This window comes from Leptotrichia wadei (assembly GCF_007990445.1).
GTDB classification, from domain to species: domain Bacteria; phylum Fusobacteriota; class Fusobacteriia; order Fusobacteriales; family Leptotrichiaceae; genus Leptotrichia; species Leptotrichia wadei_A.
The window spans coordinates 1866114-1886388 of record NZ_AP019841.1; the positions used below are offsets into that span (position 1 = coordinate 1866114).

Sequence of the window (20275 nt, forward strand, 5' to 3'; positions counted from 1 at the left end):
ACTTTCCTTTCCTAAGATAAAAATATTATTTTTGACTATTTTTAACTTCTTCTATAGTTTCCTGTATTTCCTTCATTTTCTCACTATTTTTTTCTTTTTTTGCTGTTTCAAAGGCTTTTTGAAGCCATTCCAATGCCATTTTTTTATCTCCCAGCTGATAATAGAGATCGCCTAAATTAAACTGGCCTCCTAGACATCCCTTATTTGCAGAAGCCAATAGCCATTTTTTTGCTTCCTTTTGATTTCCTTCATCTAAATAAATCATTCCCAGAATATTTTCCGATACTCCGTCTTTATCATAAACAGATGACTTAAAAAGATACTTTTTCGCTTCTTCTGGATTGTTATCATTATAATTAAAAATTCCAAAAAGAAAATCCTTTAACATCGGTTCATCTTTAAACATTTCATTATACTCTTTTTCATCAACTTGATTTAACCATTTTAATGCACTTGTATAATCTTCTGTAAAACTATAAAACATTCCAATCATAAATCGTATGTCGTATTTTTTACCATCTCCAGCAATAAAAGGATATTTTTCCTGCAATCTTACAGCCTCGTCAAACTCCTTTTCAGCTTCATTTTTTCTTCCAGCTCCATCATAAATTGATCCTAATATCGCTTTATATATAATTTCTGTAGGATCTTCCGATATTTTCTTTTTTAATATTAACACACCTTTTTGAGTATTTCCTCTATCAATATTTTCAAAAGCTTGATCGAGAATCTTGTCCAATTCTTTTGAATTTACAGGTAAATTTTGTGCTGCAAAAGATAAATTAGATAAAATTATTAAAAAAAATAATATTTTTTTCATTCTTTATGTTCACCTCTTTTATTTTTTTATGAAATTTGTATGTAAAATTTATAATTATAGTAACATTTTTAATTTTATATGTCAATTCTCTATTTTAAATGTATGCTCGAATTTGTTTAAAATTGAACTATTAAAAATCATATAAACTTAGGGTCTGAACAAAATAGTCATAGCTTTTGAGTTCGATTTTAAATAAGTTTTACTATAAATTGAATACTGCTAAAATATTATCTTTGAGTTAAGAAAAATGATGTTTTTTTTTATTTATAAAAAATTTGAAAAAAGTCTTTAGTTATAGTATAATGTTTTTGGAAAAAAAGGATTATGCGTTATCCTAAAATTAACGTAAATTTTGAAAGAAAGGAAAAAATTTAAAATAATGGAATTGCTGACAATAAAATTAAAAAAGTTGTTTTCAGAAAATATAAATAATATTTTTGGTGCTGATTATGCGGAAAAAATTGATATTCAAAATTCTACTAAAAAGGAATTTGGGGATTTTCAAACAAATTTTGCAATGGTCAGCTCAAAATTAATTGGAAAAAATCCCCGTGAAATTGCGAGTACTCTTGTGGAAAATTTTTCAGAAAATGACATCATTCAAAAGTTGGAAATTGCAGGACCTGGATTTATCAATATTTATCTTAAAAACGGTTTTTTAAATGAGGAAATAAAAAAAGTGGAAAATGAAAAATATGACTTTTCATTTTTAAATACCGATAAAACTGTAATTATCGACTACTCTTCTCCAAATATTGCAAAAAGAATGCACATTGGACACTTGAGAAGCACGATTATTGGAGATTCCATCAAGAGAATTTTACAATTTCTGGGATTTCATACACTTGCCGATAACCATATTGGTGACTGGGGAACACAATTTGGAAAACTTATTGTGGCTTATAAGAACTGGCTGGATAAAAAGGCTTATGAAAAAGATCCCATTGGAGAACTAGAAAAAATCTATGTAAAATTTTCAGATGAAGCTAAAATAAATCCTGCTTTGGAAGATGAAGCACGAGAAGAATTGAAGAAATTACAGCTTGGAGATAAAAATAACCAAAAATTATGGAAAGAATTTATTGATATTTCACTAAAAGAATACAATAAAGTTTACGATAGACTTAATGTAAACTTCGATTACTATTTTGGTGAGTCATTTTACAATGATATGATGCCATCGGTTCTTGAAGAATTAAAGCAAAAAGGTATCGCAAAAGAAGATCAAGGTGCACTAGTAGTATTTTTTGAAAATAATAGATTGCCGCCTGCAATTGTTCAAAAGAAAGATGGAAGTTTTTTGTATACGACTTCGGATCTTGCTACAATGAAGTTTAGAAAAGATGAGTTAAAAGTCGATGAAGCAGTTTATTTAACTGACGACAGACAGCAAAATCACTTTAAGCAGGTTTTTGAAATTGGAAGAATGTTAGGCGAGCCTTACAATTATAAAAAGACTCACATTGTATTTGGAATTATGAGACTTGGTAATGGAATAATTTTCTCTTCTAGAAGCGGAAACACAATAAGGCTTGTGGATTTGCTAGATGAAGCAAAAGCTCAAGTAAAAAAAGTAATTGATGAAAAAAATCCAGATATTCCAGAAGATGAAAAGGACAAAATTGCTGAAATTGTAGGAAGCGGAGCTATAAAATATTTTGATTTGAGTCAAAATAGAACTTCTGATATAACATTTACTTGGGATAAAGTGCTTAGTTTTGAAGGAAATACAGGACCTTACCTGCAATATACCTACGTTCGGATTATGTCAATTTTTAGAAAATTGAAAGAAGAAAATATCGAAGTTAAAAATAACGATATTATTTCGGATGATATGAATGGAATTGAACGTGAACTTGCAGTTGAATTACTAAGATTCCCTCAAGCTGTAGTAAAATCCTATGAAAACTACCGTCCAAATATAATTGCAGATTATTTATTTGACACAGCAAAATTATTTAATAACTTCTATAATTCGAGTTCTATCTTGAAAGAGGAAGATAAAAAAGTAATGGATGCAAGAATTTTACTGGCAAGAAAAACTGCATTTGTATTAAAAGAAGGACTTAGCCTGCTTGGAATAAATACAGTAAATAGAATGTAAATAAAAAAATTTAAATTGTCAATAAAATTTGAAATGTATAGTTTCAGCCCTTAAAATCAATAATAATACATTGTCAATTAAAAAAGAGAAAAAATTAATCAAAAAACAATTTTGATTTAATGGTGGTTTAATTGTTATAGTGTATACTATATTCAGATCGATTAAAAGATCTGAAACCTCAATTAACCCCCCCTTTTATGAGACCTCTTTTTTAAGAGGTCTTTTTTCAATTTATATTCTAAAATTTACTTGATTTAATATATTAGAGGGTTTAGGCATATTTGAATTATTGACTTTAAATAATTTTATTAAATTAATAACAACAAAATAAAAAAAGAAAAGAGAGGAAAAAAAATGTCAAAACAACACGAATTTATTTATGATTATAGAGATGATCATAATGAAGAAAATAACAAAAAATTAGCAAGAAATGCAATTATTTTACTTGTTATTTCTATATTGCTATTTCTTTTTTCACATTTTGTGCTAATTAAACAAGGTGAAAAATTTAAACAGGAAATTCCAGCATTGAAGGAAAATAAGCAAAAATTGGAAAAGGAAGTTGAAGTTCTTAACGGAAATATAAAACACGGTGAAGACAGTTACAAAAAAGTTGAAGCGTTAATTAACAAATATAAATAAGAAATGAGAGGTAATAAAAAATGAAAAAAACATTTTCAGTCATTGGTATAATAGTGGCTATAATTGGATTCCTATATTCAGGAGTGCATATTTTTGGTACAACTGCAAAATTTATTGAACACCATAGCTTAGAATCAAGCATAAAAAAATTAACACATGAAAAAAACACAAAAACTGCAGATTTAGCTGCGGTTACTAAGAAAAATGATGATGTAAAAGCACAATATCAAAAGTTAAAAGCTGACAAAAAAATTAAAACAGTTTATTTGACATTTGATGACGGACCTTCAGGACATACTGATCAAATTCTTGAAATCCTGAAAAGAAATAATATAAAAGCTACATTTTTTGTAATCGGAATTGGAAAAAACTTTAAAGACTACAAGAAAATAACTGATCAAGGACATTCAATCGGACTGCACAGCTTTACACATGAATATAAAAAAGTTTATGCAAACGAAGACAGTTTCTTTAAGGAATTTTATCAAATACATGATGCTATAAAATCTACAACTGGGCAAGATGTTAAAATTATAAGATTCCCTGGAGGTTCTAGCAACACTATTGCTTCAAAGGCTTTAAAAACTGCTATCATTAACAGATTGACAAGAGAAGGATTTGTTTATTTTGACTGGAACTGTGACAGTACAGATGCTTCTGGAAATAATGTTCCTGTAGCAAAATTAGTAAAATATGGTGTTTGTACAACTCATCCTGACATTAATGTCCTAATGCACGATACAAATGCTAAGAAAACTACTGTTCAGGCTTTACAGCAAATTATAGACGGGTATAAAAAGGCAGGATATACATTTGAAACGTTAAATGTAAACAGCCCTAGAATCCAACATGTTAAACAGCCTGAAATAAAATAATTATAAAATAAGAAAAAAAAAAGTAAATTGACTTTAATAATATGGTATAATTAAGTTAAATATTCTCAAAATAGGTAATAAAAGGAGAGTCTACTAATAAATATCAAATTGGAGAATATGTTTTTATATATTTTTAGTAGCAAATATTAAAATGAGAAAAATAATTACTATGTTTGCGGGTCTGATGGTTTCATTGTCATTAGTTTCAGAAACAAAAACAGATGGAACAAATATAATTTACATAAAAAAAGAAATGATGAAGGCAGCTGATGATGTAGATAATGTAACAGATTTAACTGTTTCCAAAAAAGATGAAACTTCTGAAGCCGCAAAATCAAAAACTTCCAAACATTCACAAAAAGGAATTGCTTCATATTATGGTAAAAAATTACATGGAAGCAGAACAGCAAGTGGAGAAAGACACAATTCAAATGAAATGGTAGCTGCCCATAGAAGTTTACCATTTGGAACAAAAGTTAAAGTTACAAATTTAAGTAACGGTAAGGAAGTTATTGTAAAAATAAATGATAGAGGTCCTTTTGCAAAAGGACGTGTAATAGATTTAAGCTACGGAGCTTTTTCAAAAATTGAAAGTCCAGGAAAAGGGCTTACAAATGTAAAATTAGAAGTTCTAAATAATTTATACTAAATCCCATTTAAAAAACAGAAATTAAATTTTATGTTATTTGCTCCTATTGCAAAAAACTCATAATTAATTTACTATTTAAATGGGAAATAGTATTAATTAAAAATTCAAAGCCAAAAAATTAGAAATTAGAAAAATTAAAAATAGGAAGGTGGAAGTATAGTGTTAAATGGTAAAATTGCATTAATTACAGGTGGTTCAAGAGGAATTGGGAAGGAAATTGCATTAAAATTTGCAGAAAATGGAGCTACAGTTATTTCTGGGGATTTAATTGATCCTGATTACAGCCATGAAAATGTTTCACATATAAAATTAAATGTTACAGATAGAGAAAATATCAAGGAAGCTGCAAAGGAAATCAAGGAAAAATATGGAAGACTAGATATTCTTGTAAATAATGCAGGAATTACAAGAGATGCATTGCTTCAAAGAATGAAGGAAGCTAACTGGGATTTGGTAATTGACATTAACTTAAAAGGTGTTTATAACGTAATGCAAGGATTTGTTTCACTACTATTAAAAAGTAAAGCCTCAAGCGTAATTAATATGGCTTCTGTTGTCGGAATTGATGGAAATGCAGGGCAAACTAACTATGCCGCTACTAAAGGTGGAGTAATTGCTATGGCAAAAACTTGGGCAAAGGAATTTGGTAGAAAAAATCTTAGAGCAAATGCAATTGCGCCAGGTTTCATCGAAACAAATATGACTCACGTATTACCTGAAAAAATTGTAGAAAATGTACTTGCAAACACTCCACTTAGAAAAATGGGTGACGCTGAAGATGTAGCAAATGCGGCATTATATCTAGCAAGTGACATGTCTAAATTCGTTACAGGACAAGTATTAAGAGTTGACGGAGGATTGAACTTATAATCTGAAATGTCAAAAAATCAAAAATTTTATGCCTATTTCATTATAAATACAAATGAAAATGGAATACTTGAAAATTGGGCGGAATGTCAAAAAAAAGTAAGCGGAAAAAAAGCCCGTTATAAATCGTTTAAAAGCCTTTTAGAAGCACAAGAATGGTTAAATTCTGGAGCAAATTATGAAAAAAAAGAAAAAAAGGATTTAACAAAACTGTACTCTGAACTGGAACGGGAGGCAATTTACTTTGATGCGGGAACAGGACGAGGCAATGGCGTAGAAGTCAGATTAACTGATTTTGATGGCAATTCGCTGCTTTATAAAATTATGAATGAAAAAAATATCAATGAATTTGGAAATTATTATGTTGCCGACACCAGAACAAACAATTTTGGTGAATTAGTTGGTATTTATACAGCTTTTGTCTATGCAAAAAAATATGGTACAAAAATAATTTGTGGGGATAGTTCGCTGGTTATCGAATACTGGACTAAAGGGCGATATAACAGTTCCATCCTCGAAAGTGATACAGTTGAACTTATAAAAAAAACTGCTCTGATGAGAAATGAGTTTGAGAAAAGAGGAGGAACTGTAAAAAAAATCTCTGGAGATGTCAATCCAGCTGATTTAGGTTTCCATAAATAATATTAATCAAGGAGATTTTATGAAAAAATTACTATTACTAATAATGATGCTTGTAATGTCTGTTATTGGGACAGCTGCTAAAAAAACTTTAAATAAGTCTTTTGAAGGGCAATATGTAAGATCAACAAATACTTTTACTTATGTAAAAGATAATCTGGTATTCCCAAATAAGACAATTAACTATACAGTAAAAGATGATTCTGGATTACTAGATCAAATCTATAATTTCATTGGTCAAAAATATGGAGTTACAGATACTGATGTTGTCGTTTTAGACATTGAAGGTACTGCTTCTAATAAAAACAAAGTTATGACTATTAAAAAAATAACTAATTATCAAATACCTGAAGATAGATTACATCCGTCAGTATTTGGATTGCCATCATCATCAACAAATACAGAAACTACTAATGACAATACAGCAGGTGTATCAAATAATGAAACTGAAACACCAAATTTAAATAATACTGGTTCATTCTTTAACCAAGGAAACTAATATTTAAATTGTTTTTTAGAGACTTTTTTCAAATGAATTAAGTCTCTTTAATTTATTAAAAAAATGTACCTTTAAACATTAAGTCTATTGGTACATTTTTAGTTTTATGATTTCACAAGTTTTTTATTTTCTCTTTTTAAAAATTCTATTCTTTCAGATAAACCAATTTTGATTCTTTAATCTTATTTTAGGCATTAACAATAAGATTTATCAGCTCTTCAATAGTTTTAGCACCAACTGATTTTTGCTCTCCATTTATAAATACAACTGGTACTGCCTGAATATCCTTTTCCTTCGCTTCTTCAAAGAATACTGCACTGTCAACCATTGTTACTGTAATATTCTTATTGTATGTTGAAATAAGATTTAAAGCTTGAACTACATCTGGACAATGTGTACAAGATAATGAAACAAACGTCTCAACATTTAAAGGCTTATTAACAGATTCAACTTTTGAAAGCTGATCTCCTTCTAACTTTTTCCCAAGTCCAGCCAATCCTAAAATTGCCAGAATAAAGCTGTTAAACTCGTGTCCGCCAGGAATTCCTGAAAAATTAATTCCAGTATTTTCTCCATCCTTTAAAAGTGTAAAAGATATTGGACGAGTGATATTCGCTTTATCCAAATCAGCCTTATCATTTTCAAACGATTTTTTCACATAGTTTACTTTTTCAGAAATTGCATCAACTTCCTGCAAAAAACTATCTAATTCCTTTGATTTTTCACTATCATCTAAAAATGCAGCTAATTCAATATTTGTGCTGATTTTATCAAAATAACCTTTTAACTGCTCTACAATATTACTATCTAATAAAGCCATTTTCCCTCCTTCTAAGTAATTTTTTACAATTTATTTTTTTATAATTATCATAAAATTTTTAGATTTTACCTACTAGATCTAATCCTGGTTTTAAAGTAGCTTCTCCTTCTTTCCATTTTGCTGGACAAACTAATCCTGGATTATCAGCTACGAATTTTGCAGCTTTTGCTCTTCTTACAAGTTCTGAGGCATCTCTTCCAATTCCTTCATCATTTACTTCATAAGCAACGATTTTCCCTTCTGGATTTATGATAAATGTTCCTCTGTAGGCAAGTCCGCTTTCTTCATTTAATACTTCAAATTCTCTTGAAATAGCTTTTGTTGGATCTCCAATCATTGTAAATTTAACTTTTCCGATTGCTTCAGAATGATCATGCCAAGCCTTGTGTGTAAAATGAGTATCAGTACTTACTGAATAAACATTAAATCCTATTTTTTCCAATTCTTCTCTATGATCTTCCAAATCTTCCAATTCTGTAGGACATACGAAAGTGAAATCAGCCGGGTAAAAAACCACAACATTCCATTTTCCTAAAAAGTCCTTTTCAAAACTTACTTCTCTAAATTCTTCATTTTGGTAAGCTTGTGCTGTAAAGTTTTCAATTTTTTTTCCTATTAGTGACATAATTTCCTCCTAATTATTAATATTATTATTTTTAATTTGAAATGATTACAATTATTTCTTAGTTACATTATATCATAAAATAGAAATTTGTCAAATATTTTTTAACATTTTATTTTATAACCTTTGATTTTATTTCAAAATTCTTTTTTTCAACGCTAATGCAGCTGATCAAATCCTTCACCAAAGACTTTTGTAGTATCTGTAACTGTAACAAAAGCAGTAGGATCGTGTGCTTTTAAAAATTTTCTTAGCTGTATAAACTGTCTTCTCTCAATAATTGTAAGCAAAATATCCTTTTCAGCTCCAGAATATCCTCCAACTCCCTTTAAAATCGTACATCCCCTATCAAAGTCCCTTAAAATATAATTTAACACAATATCCTTATTGGAAGTAATAATCATAATCTGTTTACGTGAATTAAATCCCTCTATAAATTTATCTGTAATGAATCCTGTCACATAAACACTTAACAGTCCCACAAGCCCCAATTCTACACCAAATGCAAAAATCGCCAAAAGAGTAACGATAGCATCAACAATGAAACTGGACATTCCATAGCCAATGTGGCAATACTTGTTAATAATTCTCGCAATTATTGAAGTTCCACCTGTGGAAGACTCATATAAATAAATAATTGTTATTCCTAAGGCACAAATTGCACTTCCAAAAACTGTGGCTAGAAATATGTCTTTAGTAATAGTGTAATTGGGATAAAATTTTTCAAAAAAAGAAAGAAAAAAAGATAAAAGCACAGTTGCATAAATGCTCTTAAATCCAAATTGTCCGCTAATTACAATAAAAGCTAAAGCGAATAAAATTAAATTGCTAATAGCGACAAAAAGCCCTGTGGGAAAGCCGAATAAGCTGTTTATAACCAGGGCTAGCCCTGTTACTCCTCCACTTGCTATTTTATTTGGGAAAAAGAAAAACTGCAATCCCATTGCAAGAAAAAGAGTTCCTAATCCGATTAAAAAATACTCCTTAATTAATTTAAAAACTGTTTTTTTATTCATAAAATACTCCTTTCACCAAAAAATAAAAAAAGATAAATACAGTAAAACTATCTTAAAACTGAACTTGAAAACTATGATTATTTCACTCAAAACTTAAATTTATGTAATCTTTAATAGTTTTATTTTAAATGAGTTCGATTATAAAATAAAAAACGAAACTACTTTAAAATACTATTCTTTTTTCGCTTCGCTTAAATTTACTTATTAATATAGATTCAATTTATATGTCAAATAATATAATGGTTTGTTTTGATTCTGCACTGCAAAATCATATTCGTTGAATACATTTTTTGCTTGCGGAATATTTTTTTGAAGTTGTGCAGATAAACTGAATTTTTCAGCAATCATTTTTGTAAGAGCTTTTAACTTTTTAGAAAGATCTTCTTCCAAATAAATATTTTCCACAGCATAATTATTACGTAATCCCAAATCTCTTGCCATTATTTTTATAACTTCATCAAGACTTGCAATTCCGTCAACCAATTTTATATTTTTAGCCTCATCACCAAGCCATATTTTACCTTGTGCATAATTCTCAAGAGTATTTTCATCAATTTTACGGCTTTTAGAAACACGTGACTTAAATTCGCTGTATGTTTCCTGCATTGATTGGGTGATTTTATCACGAGATTCTTGAGATAATGGTGCAAAACTATCATTAATGTCTGAATATTTACCCTTTGATATTGAATTTGAATGAACTCCAAATTTTTCTTGTGCATTGTAGAATTTTGGAATCATTGAAACTACGCCGATTGAGCCTGTAATTGTGGCACTGTTGGCAAATACCTTATTTCCTGCCATTGAGATGTAATAACCTCCAGAAGCTGCAGTATCTGACATTGAAACATAAATTGGAATATTTAACTTTGTCAATTCCTGATAGATTACTTCAGAAGCTAGAGCTGAACCTCCGCCTGAATTTACACGAAGCACGATACCTCTTAAATTTTTAGTTTTCATTGCCTTTTCAACTTTTTCTAAAATATTGTCTGGAGTTATGACACCTTCTGTAGCTCCATCTGGATCATACATAATCGAACCTTCGGCATAAATTACAGCAATAGTACCATTTCTGGGATTTCCGATTTTTTCATCCTTTACCCTTTTTTCATAATAGTCAGTAATATCTGCAACATTGTCTTCACGAATATTCAAACGTTTTGTAAAATCAGAAAATTGTTCCAGCTTGTCAACTAAATTTTTATCACGTGCGGCAAATGGTGTCAAATTAGTATCATTTCCATTCACAATATCATCATTTAGCGTATTCTTGTCAATTTTACGATTTTTAGAAATATCTTCAATAAATTTGCCATATCTATTTTCCAAGATTCTTGTAAGTTCAGAACGTAATTCAGGAGTCATCTCATTTCCAGTATAATTTTCCCCATAAGACTTGTAATTTCCAATACGGACAACTTCCATATTTACTCCTAGCTTATCAAAAAGACCTTTATAATACATATCTGAATAATGATAACCTGTCAAATCCAAACTTGCTGAAGCAGATGGAATCATTACAACTTCATTTGCAATGGAAGCTAATTTATAATTGGCATTTGTAATATAAGCTCCAAAAGCATATATTTTTTTATTATTTGCCTTCAATTCTTCAAATTTCTTTGATAATTCCTCCACTTTTGCAGATGACAGATTTACTGTATCTAAAGCAATGATAACTCCTTTTACCTGATTATTTTTCTTTATATCATCCAAACTATTTAAAACATCCATATAGGATAAATTTTCTCTATCTGAAAGAAAATCTGAGCCTATAACTTTATCCTCAGTAACATCAGAAACATTGAAAAGTATATATTCATAGCTTTTTTTCGCATTTTCATTTTTATTTTTTGAACTGACAATAGCAATTATTGACATTCCAATAATAAAAATTATTAGTATTGACAATGAAAGTTTTAAAAAAAATGAATATATTTCTTTTCCTGTAAATATTAAAAACTTTTTGAAAAAATCCCAAAATTTCATTTTTATTTTCCTCCTTGCATCTATGTGATTTAATAATTTATAATTTGTAAAAGTTTAAAAAGTTTTGTTAAAATTTGAATTTTCCTTTATATTCTATCACTTTTATTTTTACAATCATCTATTTTATGCATAGCCATAAGTATGACAAATTATATCACTTTACAAAATAAATATCAATAAATTTTCTGCTTGCTAAATATCTAAAATTATGCGATAATTTAACATATAAAAAATTTAAATTTGAAAATGGAGGACTGAAAATGAACGACAGAATTGTTATTACAGTTATTGGAGCGGATAAAACAGGAATTGTTGCAAATGTTTCAACAAAATTAAGTGAATTGAGTTTAAATATTATTGATATTACGCAAAAGGTTTTTGAAGATGATATTTTTGCGATGATTATGCTTGTAGAAGTGCCTAAAAATACAGATATTAAAAAACTTCAAGAAGAATTTAAAGTTTTTGAAGATAAAATAGGCGTAAGAGTTTTCCTGCAACATGAAAATATTTTTAAAACTATGCACAGAATATAGTTTGTTATTAAAACTTAGGAGGAAAAAATGAATTTATTACCTGATGAGATACTGGAAACGATAGATATGGTTGAAATGCAGCATCTTGATGTAAGAACTGTAACAATGGGAATAAGCCTGCTTGACTGCATTAACGCAAGTGCAGAAAAAACAGCAGAGAATATCTATAACAAAATTATAAAAAATGGAAAAGACTTGGTAAAAATCGCCAATGAAGTGGCAAGCAAATACAATATGCCAATCATAAACAAAAGAGTTTCAGTTACTCCAATTTCAATAATTGGAAATGCAACAGATGCACAAGATTACACAATTTTTGCAAAAGCTCTTGATAAAGCGGCAAAGGAAATTGGAATTGACTTTATTGGAGGGTTTTCAGCTCTTGTTGACAAAGGCTTTACAAAAGGCGATATTAATCTTATAAACAGCATTCCAAAAGCTCTTTCAGAAACTGACAGAGTCTGCTCATCTGTAAACGTAGGTTCTACAAAATCTGGAATTAATTTGGATGCAGTAAAAATGATGGGAAAAACTGTAAAGGACTTGGCTGAACTTTCAAAGGATAATGATGGATTAGCGGCAGCAAAATTTGTTGTATTTACAAATGCAGTTCCTGATAATCCATTTATGGCAGGGGCATTTCACGGAGTGGAAAATCCAGATGTTGTGCTAAATGTTGGGATCAGCGGACCTGGAGTTGTAAGACATACACTTGCAAATATTTCAAAAACAGCAAAAATTGATGAAATAACAGAAGCAATCAAAAAAGTAAGTTTCAAAATCACAAGAATGGGAGAACTAATCGGAAAGGAAGTTGCCGAAAGACTTGGAGTTGAATTTGGAATAATCGATTTATCACTTGCACCGACTCCAGCTGTGGGAGATAGTGTTGGAAATGTTCTGGAAGAATTTGGATTAGAATCAGTTGGAGCTTATGGAACAACACTTGCACTTGCAATATTAAATGATGCTGTGAAAAAAGGCGGAGCAATGGCTGCAACTCGTGTTGGAGGTTTAACAGGAGCATTTATCCCAGTAAGTGAAGATCAGGGAATGATAGAAGCTACAAGTAAAGGTTATTTAACACTTGAAAAATTAGAAGCAATGACTTGTGTATGCTCTGTTGGACTTGATATGATCGCTATTCCAGGAGATACTTCAGAAGCTGTAATTTCTGGAATAATAGCTGATGAAATGGCAATTGGAATGGTAAATACAAAAACTACCGCAGTCAGAGTAATCCCAGTTCCAGGTAAAAAAGCTGGAGATAGAGTGGTATTTGGCGGACTTCTTGGAGAAGCTGATATAATAAATATAAATAATTTAGATTGTTCAGTATTAATAAACCGTGGTGGAAAAGTAGCACCTCCAATTCAGGCTTTAAAAAATTAATTTATAAATAAAAAATATGAAGATAAGAAAGTTAGGATTTATTCTTGACTTTCTTTTTAAGCTGTAAATAAAAATAAAAACAAGGAGATAGAATGAGTAAAAACGGAAAAATTTATGTAGTAGGAATTGGACCTGGGAAAAAGGCAGATATGACTTTTAAGGCTTATGAAGCAATGAAAAATAGTGATATTATTGTAGGATATAAAACCTATACTGATTTGGTTAAAAAATATTTTCCAAGTACTGAAATTAAAAGTTCCAGTATGATGAAGGAAGTTGACAGATGTATAGAAGTCTTAGAACTTGCAAAAGATGGGAAAAATGTAGCTTTGATTAGTAGCGGAGATGCTGGAGTTTATGGAATGGCTGGAATTATGTATGAAGTAATTGGTGAAAATGATGATGTAGAAGTTGAAGTAATCGCAGGAGTTACAGCGACAAATGCCGCAGCCGCAATTGTTGGAGCCCCAATTATGCATGATTATGTAACAATTAGCCTAAGTAATCTTTTAACAGACTGGGAATTGATAAAAAGACGTCTGGAATTGGCAGCGCAAGGTGATTTTATCGTAAGTTTATATAATCCAAAAAGTAGAGGGCGAACAACACAAATTGCAGAAGCACAGCAAATTATGCTAAAATATAAGTCAAAAGATACTCCAGTTGCGATTGTAAGAAATGCAGGACGTGAAAACGAAGAATATGAAATTACAACACTTGAAAACATGCTTGATTTTGAAATAAATATGCTTACAATTGTGTTAATTGGAAATTCAAATACTTATGTAAAAAATGGAAAAATGATTACACCTAGAGGGTATGAAAAAAAATATGAATATTAATTTTAAAAAGGGATAATCTCAAATTGAGAAAATCCCTTATTTTTTTATTCTTTATCAAAAATTTAAACTAAAAATTTAAAATCTTTGCTACTCTTTCCTTTTCATTTTCCCATTCTTTTCCATAGTAAGATTTTAAGTAAATTTCTCTTAATTCTTCTATCAACGGGTATCTTGGGTTAGCTGATGTACATTGGTCATCAAAGGCTTCCAGCGACATTTCATCTACTGCTTCCAAGAAATCCTTTTCTGGAATTCCCCATTCTTTAATAGTGGCAGGAATACCAATTTTTTTATTTAATTCGTTAATTCCTTTAATTAAATTTTCTAACTTTTCTTCTTTAGTATTTCCGCCAAATCCTAAATGTTCTCCCATTTCAGCATATCTTTGCATTGCATCAGGATATCTGTATTGCGGGAATAATCCCATTTTTGTCGGAGCTTCAGCTGCATTATAACGGATAACTTCTTCAAGAATTATTGCATTTGCTATACCGTGCGGAATATGGAATTTTCCTCCAAGTTTATGTGCAAGTGAGTGATTTATTCCTAAAAATGCATTTGCGAAAGCCATTCCAGCAAGACAAGATGCATTTGCCATTTTTTCCTTTGCTTTGATTGCCTTTGCTCCTAATTCTACTGATTCTGGCAAGTATTTGAATACAAGTCTGGCTGCTTCTTTTGAATATGGTTTTGTATATTCTGTCGCCATAACTGAAACATAAGATTCAAGCGCATGCGTAAATACGTCAATTCCAGAAGCTACTGTAAGTCCTTTTGGCATTGTAAGCATAAGTTCGGGATCGTTAATTGCTACATTTGGTGTCAATGCATAATCTGCAAGCGGATATTTAATTCCTGTTTCATCATCTGTAATTACAGAAAATGGAGTTACTTCTGAACCAGTTCCTGCTGAAGTTGCAACTGCGATAAATTTAGCTTTTTTACCCATTTCAGGGAATTCAACGATTCTCTTTCTAATGTCCATAAATCTCATTGCAAGATCTCTAAATCTTAATGTTGGATGTTCATATAGTACCCACATAATTTTAGCTGCATCCATTGCAGAACCTCCACCAAGGGCTATAATAACATCTGGATTATATTCAAGCATAGCCTTTGCACCAGATTGAGCCGAACTTAATGTTGGATCTTCCTTTACTTCAGAGAATATTCTGTAATCAATATTCAAGCTGTCTAATACTTTTGTAATATGTTCTGCATAACCTAATTCTGCTAATACTTTATCTGTTACAATAAATGCTTTTTTATGTTTTCCTTTTAATTCTTCCAAAGCAGTTGGCAATGAACCATATTTGAAATAAACTTTTTCAGGAACTCTGAACCATAACATATTTTCTCTTCTTTCTGCGATTGTCTTTACATTTAACAAATGTTTTACTCCTACGTTTTCTGACACGGAATTTCCTCCCCACGAACCACATCCAAGTGTTAATGACGGCTCTAATTTAAAGTTAAATACATCTCCGATTGCTCCAAGTGAAGCTGGCATATTAATTAATGTACGCCCTGTTTTCATCAATCTTCCAAATTTATCTATTTTTTCTTTTTCTGCTAAATTGATATACAATGAAGAAGTATGTCCCAATCCTCCAAGTTTTACCAATTCATCAGCTTTTCTAAGCCCATCTTCAAAATCTTCAGACTTATACATTGCAAGCACTGGAGATAATTTTTCGTGCGCAAAAGGTTCTTCCATTCCAGTTGAAGTTACTTCTCCAATTAGCACTTTTGAACTTTTTGGAATTTCAAATCCTGCCATACTTGCGATAATATAGGCGCTTTTACCAACTATATCCGCATTCAGGCTTCCATTTTTAAATAATACTTCCCTCACTTTATCCAATTCCTCTTCATTTAAGATATAAGCTCCTCTATTTAAAAACTCATTTTTAACTTTGTCATAAATTTCCTTGTCTATAATTACAGATTGTTCTGTTGCACAAATTACTCCATTATCAAATGTTTTAGACATTAAAATATAGTTTGCCGTCATTTTTATATCTGCTGATTTGTCTATTACAACTGGCGTATTTCCAGCTCCAACTCCAATCGCAGGAGTTCCAGATGAATAAGCGGCCTTAACCATTCCAGGCCCACCTGTTGCAAGTATCAAGTCGGCATTTGCCATAAGTTCTCTTGACAATTCTACGCTTGGTTCATCAATCCATCCGATGATATCTTTTGGCGCTCCATATTTTACTGCTGTTTCCAAGGCAATTCTAGCTGTTTCAATTGTTGCCTGCTTTGCTCTTGGGTGCGGTGAAAATATTATTGCATTTCTTGTTTTCAATGAAATTAATGTTTTAAACATTGCTGTAGAAGTTGGGTTTGTCGTAGGCACAATTCCTGCAATGATTCCTATTGGAGTTGCAATTTTTTTAACTCCATAAGATCTGTCATCTTCTAAAACTCCACAAGTTTTTTCATCTTTGTATTTATTGTAAATATATTCAGAAGCAAAGTGATTTTTTATAACTTTATCTTCCACAATTCCCATTCCAGTTTCTGCCACTGCCAAATTTGCCAGTGTAATTCTTTCATCATTCATTTTTTGAGCTACTTTTCTAAAAATCTTATCGACTCTTTCCTGATCAAATGTCGCAAATTCCTCCTGAGCCTTTCTAACCCTTTGAATAAGATCCTTCAAACTCTCTAAATCCTTAACTATTGCCATTTTTCCTCCTAAAATAAAACATATATTTTCTAGTTCCGCTTATATTATAATAATACTCTATTTTCTAAAAAAACTCAAGTTTTTTTTTTCACTTTTTAATTTTATACTATTTTTAGCGGAATAGTTATAAGTTTTTTTGAAAATTATTAAGAGCTTTTGTCAGCATAATATAAAGTATAATTTTTTAAATGAAATTTAATATTAATATTTATTTTTTGCAAAAAAAGAAACTATTCCAATTTTTATTCTAGAAATAGTTTCTTTATTTTTAAATATCTTTATTACTTAATTTTTACAAAATTATCCGCTGTTACGAAGTCCTGTTGCAAGTCCATTTATTGAAATGTGAATGGCTTTTTTAAGTTCATCTGAATCATCTCCAGCTCTTGAACGTTTTATTAATTCAATTTGCAAATAATTCATTGAATCAAAATATGGCAGACGGTTTCGCAGACTGCTTACTAATTCTGGGTTATCTGCAAGTAAAACGTCGTTTCCTGTAATTTTTTTCAGAACGTCAATTGTCAAAATCCATTCTTTTGCAATTTCCTTAAAGATTTTTTGTGCAGTTTCCTGATCACTTGCTAATTTTACATATTCAGAAAAAATTGATAAATCAGATTTTGACAAAACCATATCTACATTTGAAATTGTAGAACGGAAAAATGGCCATTCCTTATACATTTTCTGTAAAATTTCCAAATTTTTGTCATTATTGTTAATCCATTTTGTAAATGCTGTTCCGACACCATACCATCCTGGAAGCATTATTCTAGCTTGTGACCAAGAAAATACCCACGGAATTGCTCTTAAACTTTCTAATGACTGTGTTTTCTTACGTGAAGATGGTCTTGAACCGATATTTAACCCGGCAATGAAGTTTATTGGAGTAACTTCAAAAAAGAAATCTGAAAATCCATCTGTATTGTAAACTAAGTCTCGATAAGCATGATAACTCAACTCTGAAACATCTTCTATTATTTTTTCATATTCTTCCCAATTTGCATCTTCTACTGTCAATGCACTTGATTCAAGGGCTGCTGAAACTAACGCTTCCAAGTTTTTCAACCCTAAATCTGGATTTCCATATTTTGCACCGATTACTTCCCCTTGTTCTGTAAGTCTGATTGTTCCATCTGTACTTCCTTCAGGCTGCGCTAAAATGGCTTCGTAGCTTGGACCTCCACCACGTCCGACTGTTCCGCCACGTCCATGGAAGAATGAAATTTCCACATCAAATTCACGTCCAATTGCAGTCAATTCCTTTTGCGCCTTATATAATGACCAGCTTGAACTTAGATATCCTCCATCTTTGTTACTGTCTGAATATCCTAGCATAACTTCCTGTTTTCTTCCCTTTTTATCCATCCATTTTTTCACTAATGGCAAATTAAACCATTTTCTCAAAATATCAGGAGCTGCAACTAAATCTTCAACTGTTTCAAAAAGTGGCACAATTTGCAAATCACAAAATTCATTTCCTTCGTTTCCTTTTGCAAGATTGGCTTCCTTTAATAAAATAGCTATTTCAAGCATGTCCGAAACACTTGTTGCATGGGAAATCAGATTTTTTTCAATGATCTTATCTCCAAAACGATCTCTTAACGATTTTGCTTTTCTGTAAATTGCAAGTTCTGAAGCTAATGTTTCACTTTGCGGAATTGTTGGATCACTTAAAATTCTAGGATCATACTCTAATTCCCTCAATAAAATTTCACATCTTGCATCTTCAGACAAACTTAAATAATCTCCTAAAATATTTGCACTTTTTAAAAGTTCTGCAACACATACTTCATGAACGCTGGAATCCTGTCTTAAATCAATTGTTGCAAGATGGAATCCAAATATTTTCGTAGCGCTGATCAAATTATTTAATTTTCCTTGTGTCAAAAACTCACTATTATTCTTTTTAAGCGATTCTGCCACAATTACCAGGTCTTCCGTAAATTCGCTTGCTGATTTATAAGGTATGTCAATTCCATTTTTTCTTTTTGGAGGCAATAAATCACGGTTATACTCGCATAAATTGTAAGCTGTAGCAAGCAATCTGTCTCTTATTGCTGTTAAAGCACGACGGTATGGTTCACGTGTACGGTGAGGCGAAACTTCTCCAGAAGCATCGGCTAACTTTTGCAATTCTTCAGTAACATTTGTCATGGCAATTGACATTGACAAATCCCTATAAATTTCACGGACTACATCTAAATAGTGCTGGAATAATTTGATAGCCTGCTCTTGTGCCGATGTTTCAAGTGTATTTACTGTAACATAAGGATTTCCATCCCTGTCTCCACCAATCCACATTCCCATTGTAAGCGGAATCAATGCTTGGGATTTCATTTCAGAATTTCCCAATTTTTTTGAAATTTCCTGAAATTTATTCATCAATCGTGGAACTTCATTGAAAAATGTAATATTATAATAACTTAAAGCATTGCTTATTTCATCAGTAACACGTAGTTTTGTAGCCCGCAGCATTGCAGTTTGCCACCAGATCTGAATACCACGGCTCAAGTCATTTAGCCATTCATTTTCATCAATTTGATGTAATTTTACATTTTCATATTTATCCAGAATATCCGTTAATTTTTTTGTCAAATCCAAGATACTTTTTCTTTGTACTTGAGTCGGATGCGCTGTCAATACAGGAACAATCGAAACCTTTTCCATAGCCTTTAATATTTTATCCTGACTAATTCCCTTACTTTTCAGATTTTTTAATGACTTCTCAAGCGATCCAATTTGCAGTTTATTGGAAATCTTTGCAAATCGCTGTTCGTGAGTTTGATACACATCTTCAGCAATATTGGCAAGAGCCGAAAAAATCGAGAAACTTCTTATCACTCTTAAAATTTCTATATCAGTAAGGTCTGAACAAAAAGACGATAAATTTTTTCTAGCCTCTTGTTTTTGTGTCTTATAATATTTACTCGAAGCCTCCTTTAACTTCTCAGTAACTTCATAAATATGCAATCCTGCATACCTAAAAATCGTTTCTCCAAGCAAATTGGAAAACAACTCATTATGAAGGAGCAGATCCTCCTGATGCTTATCCAGTTTTACTGACGGTAAAGGAGTTATTGGTAAATTCTTTAAATCCATTTATTTCACACTCTCTTTCTTTTGTAGTACTTTTGTATAGTTATTAATTTTAAAACAACTTATTTTTTAAATATTTTATTTTCTAAATTATATCACAAAAACGCTTTATATTAAATAGCGATTTTAAATTATTGAAAAATATGCTATAATTTTAGTAAAAAAG

At 30.7% G+C, this 20275-nt stretch carries 17 protein-coding genes; 10 read left to right on the top strand and 7 right to left on the bottom strand.

Translation table 11 applies throughout. The annotated features are described in order from the left end of the window. Nucleotides 1–25: 25 nt before the first annotated feature. A complete protein-coding gene (locus tag FVE74_RS08815) occupies nt 26–820 on the bottom strand; it encodes a tetratricopeptide repeat protein (protein ID WP_147004195.1) in 795 nt (264 codons plus the stop codon). Between the two features lie 379 nt (nt 821–1199). Here FVE74_RS08815 and argS point away from each other — a divergent pair, with 379 nt between their 5' ends. From argS to FVE74_RS08850, 7 genes are all read left to right on the top strand, one after another. Then, nucleotides 1200–2924 (top strand): arginine--tRNA ligase, encoded by a 1725-nt coding sequence (gene argS / locus FVE74_RS08820; protein WP_147004196.1) that lies wholly within the window; start codon nt 1200–1202, stop codon nt 2922–2924. Nucleotides 2925–3278: 354 nt separating this feature from the next. Beyond that, complete coding sequence (locus tag FVE74_RS08825) at nt 3279–3566, top strand: hypothetical protein (RefSeq protein ID WP_018499676.1); 288 nt, start codon at nt 3279–3281, stop codon at nt 3564–3566. A gap of 20 nt (nt 3567–3586) precedes the next feature. After that, nucleotides 3587–4441, top strand: a complete 855-nt coding sequence (locus FVE74_RS08830) for a polysaccharide deacetylase family protein (protein ID WP_060918060.1) — start codon at nt 3587–3589, stop codon at nt 4439–4441. A gap of 151 nt (nt 4442–4592) precedes the next feature. Next, nucleotides 4593–5090: a septal ring lytic transglycosylase RlpA family protein gene (locus FVE74_RS08835; RefSeq protein WP_021746977.1), complete on the top strand. Its 498-nt coding sequence runs from the start codon at nt 4593–4595 to the stop codon at nt 5088–5090. 159 nt (nt 5091–5249) lie between these two features. Further along, nucleotides 5250–5960: a 3-oxoacyl-ACP reductase FabG gene (fabG, locus tag FVE74_RS08840; RefSeq protein ID WP_147004197.1), complete on the top strand. Its 711-nt coding sequence runs from the start codon at nt 5250–5252 to the stop codon at nt 5958–5960. A 6-nt stretch (nt 5961–5966) separates the two neighbouring features. After that, the gene (locus FVE74_RS08845; protein WP_147004198.1) at nt 5967–6599 is read left to right on the top strand and encodes an RNase H1/viroplasmin domain-containing protein; all 633 of its coding nucleotides are present in this window, start codon (nt 5967–5969) and stop codon (nt 6597–6599) included. 19 nt (nt 6600–6618) lie between these two features. Beyond that, nucleotides 6619–7095 (top strand): hypothetical protein, encoded by a 477-nt coding sequence (locus tag FVE74_RS08850; protein WP_010128382.1) that lies wholly within the window; start codon nt 6619–6621, stop codon nt 7093–7095. A gap of 187 nt (nt 7096–7282) precedes the next feature. Here FVE74_RS08850 and FVE74_RS08855 read toward each other — a convergent pair whose 3' ends face one another. The 4 genes from FVE74_RS08855 to sppA form a co-directional block, all read right to left on the bottom strand. Beyond that, on the bottom strand, nt 7283–7915 hold the full coding sequence (locus tag FVE74_RS08855) for a thioredoxin family protein (RefSeq protein WP_010128384.1): 633 nt from the start codon (nt 7913–7915) through the stop codon (nt 7283–7285). A 58-nt stretch (nt 7916–7973) separates the two neighbouring features. Continuing rightward, entirely contained in the window at nt 7974–8540 is a 567-nt protein-coding gene (gene ahpC, locus FVE74_RS08860; RefSeq protein WP_147004199.1) for an alkyl hydroperoxide reductase subunit C, read from the bottom strand. A 155-nt stretch (nt 8541–8695) separates the two neighbouring features. Beyond that, nucleotides 8696–9553: a YitT family protein gene (locus FVE74_RS08865; protein WP_147004200.1), complete on the bottom strand. Its 858-nt coding sequence runs from the start codon at nt 9551–9553 to the stop codon at nt 8696–8698. 204 nt (nt 9554–9757) lie between these two features. After that, nucleotides 9758–11545, bottom strand: a complete 1788-nt coding sequence (gene sppA, locus FVE74_RS08870; RefSeq protein WP_147004201.1) for a signal peptide peptidase SppA — start codon at nt 11543–11545, stop codon at nt 9758–9760. A gap of 260 nt (nt 11546–11805) precedes the next feature. Between sppA and FVE74_RS08875 the strand changes: the two genes are divergently transcribed. The 3 genes from FVE74_RS08875 to cobJ all read left to right on the top strand — a co-directional run bounded on the left by FVE74_RS08875 (nt 11806) and on the right by cobJ (nt 14315). Beyond that, complete coding sequence (locus tag FVE74_RS08875; RefSeq protein WP_147004202.1) at nt 11806–12081, top strand: ACT domain-containing protein; 276 nt, start codon at nt 11806–11808, stop codon at nt 12079–12081. Nucleotides 12082–12108: 27 nt separating this feature from the next. Further along, nucleotides 12109–13473 (top strand): PFL family protein, encoded by a 1365-nt coding sequence (locus FVE74_RS08880; protein WP_147004203.1) that lies wholly within the window; start codon nt 12109–12111, stop codon nt 13471–13473. Between the two features lie 92 nt (nt 13474–13565). Beyond that, the gene (gene cobJ, locus FVE74_RS08885; RefSeq protein ID WP_147004204.1) at nt 13566–14315 is read left to right on the top strand and encodes a precorrin-3B C(17)-methyltransferase; all 750 of its coding nucleotides are present in this window, start codon (nt 13566–13568) and stop codon (nt 14313–14315) included. A gap of 67 nt (nt 14316–14382) precedes the next feature. Here cobJ and adhE read toward each other — a convergent pair whose 3' ends face one another. Further along, a complete protein-coding gene (adhE, locus tag FVE74_RS08890; protein WP_147004205.1) occupies nt 14383–17010 on the bottom strand; it encodes a bifunctional acetaldehyde-CoA/alcohol dehydrogenase in 2628 nt (875 codons plus the stop codon). Between the two features lie 300 nt (nt 17011–17310). After that, nucleotides 17311–20112 (bottom strand): phosphoenolpyruvate carboxylase, encoded by a 2802-nt coding sequence (gene ppc, locus FVE74_RS08895; protein ID WP_147004206.1) that lies wholly within the window; start codon nt 20110–20112, stop codon nt 17311–17313. Nucleotides 20113–20275: the final 163 nt, after the last annotated feature.

What these genes read in the sequence shown, in the direction of transcription:
- FVE74_RS08835 (WP_021746977.1), top strand. Translation starts at nt 4,593, where the DNA reads ATGAGAAAAATAATTACTATGTTTGCGGGTCTGATGGTTTCATTGTCA.
- FVE74_RS08830 (WP_060918060.1), top strand. Translation starts at nt 3,587, where the DNA reads ATGAAAAAAACATTTTCAGTCATTGGTATAATAGTGGCTATAATTGGA.
- FVE74_RS08825 (WP_018499676.1), top strand. Translation starts at nt 3,279, where the DNA reads ATGTCAAAACAACACGAATTTATTTATGATTATAGAGATGATCATAAT.
- FVE74_RS08815 (WP_147004195.1), bottom strand. Translation starts at nt 820, where the DNA reads ATGAAAAAAATATTATTTTTTTTAATAATTTTATCTAATTTATCTTTT.
- ppc (WP_147004206.1), bottom strand. Translation starts at nt 20,112, where the DNA reads ATGGATTTAAAGAATTTACCAATAACTCCTTTACCGTCAGTAAAACTG.
- cobJ (WP_147004204.1), top strand. Translation starts at nt 13,566, where the DNA reads ATGAGTAAAAACGGAAAAATTTATGTAGTAGGAATTGGACCTGGGAAA.
- FVE74_RS08850 (WP_010128382.1), top strand. Translation starts at nt 6,619, where the DNA reads ATGAAAAAATTACTATTACTAATAATGATGCTTGTAATGTCTGTTATT.
- argS (WP_147004196.1), top strand. Translation starts at nt 1,200, where the DNA reads ATGGAATTGCTGACAATAAAATTAAAAAAGTTGTTTTCAGAAAATATA.
- FVE74_RS08845 (WP_147004198.1), top strand. Translation starts at nt 5,967, where the DNA reads ATGTCAAAAAATCAAAAATTTTATGCCTATTTCATTATAAATACAAAT.
- adhE (WP_147004205.1), bottom strand. Translation starts at nt 17,010, where the DNA reads ATGGCAATAGTTAAGGATTTAGAGAGTTTGAAGGATCTTATTCAAAGG.
- FVE74_RS08875 (WP_147004202.1), top strand. Translation starts at nt 11,806, where the DNA reads ATGAACGACAGAATTGTTATTACAGTTATTGGAGCGGATAAAACAGGA.
- ahpC (WP_147004199.1), bottom strand. Translation starts at nt 8,540, where the DNA reads ATGTCACTAATAGGAAAAAAAATTGAAAACTTTACAGCACAAGCTTAC.
- FVE74_RS08865 (WP_147004200.1), bottom strand. Translation starts at nt 9,553, where the DNA reads ATGAATAAAAAAACAGTTTTTAAATTAATTAAGGAGTATTTTTTAATC.
- FVE74_RS08880 (WP_147004203.1), top strand. Translation starts at nt 12,109, where the DNA reads ATGAATTTATTACCTGATGAGATACTGGAAACGATAGATATGGTTGAA.
- FVE74_RS08855 (WP_010128384.1), bottom strand. Translation starts at nt 7,915, where the DNA reads ATGGCTTTATTAGATAGTAATATTGTAGAGCAGTTAAAAGGTTATTTT.
- sppA (WP_147004201.1), bottom strand. Translation starts at nt 11,545, where the DNA reads ATGAAATTTTGGGATTTTTTCAAAAAGTTTTTAATATTTACAGGAAAA.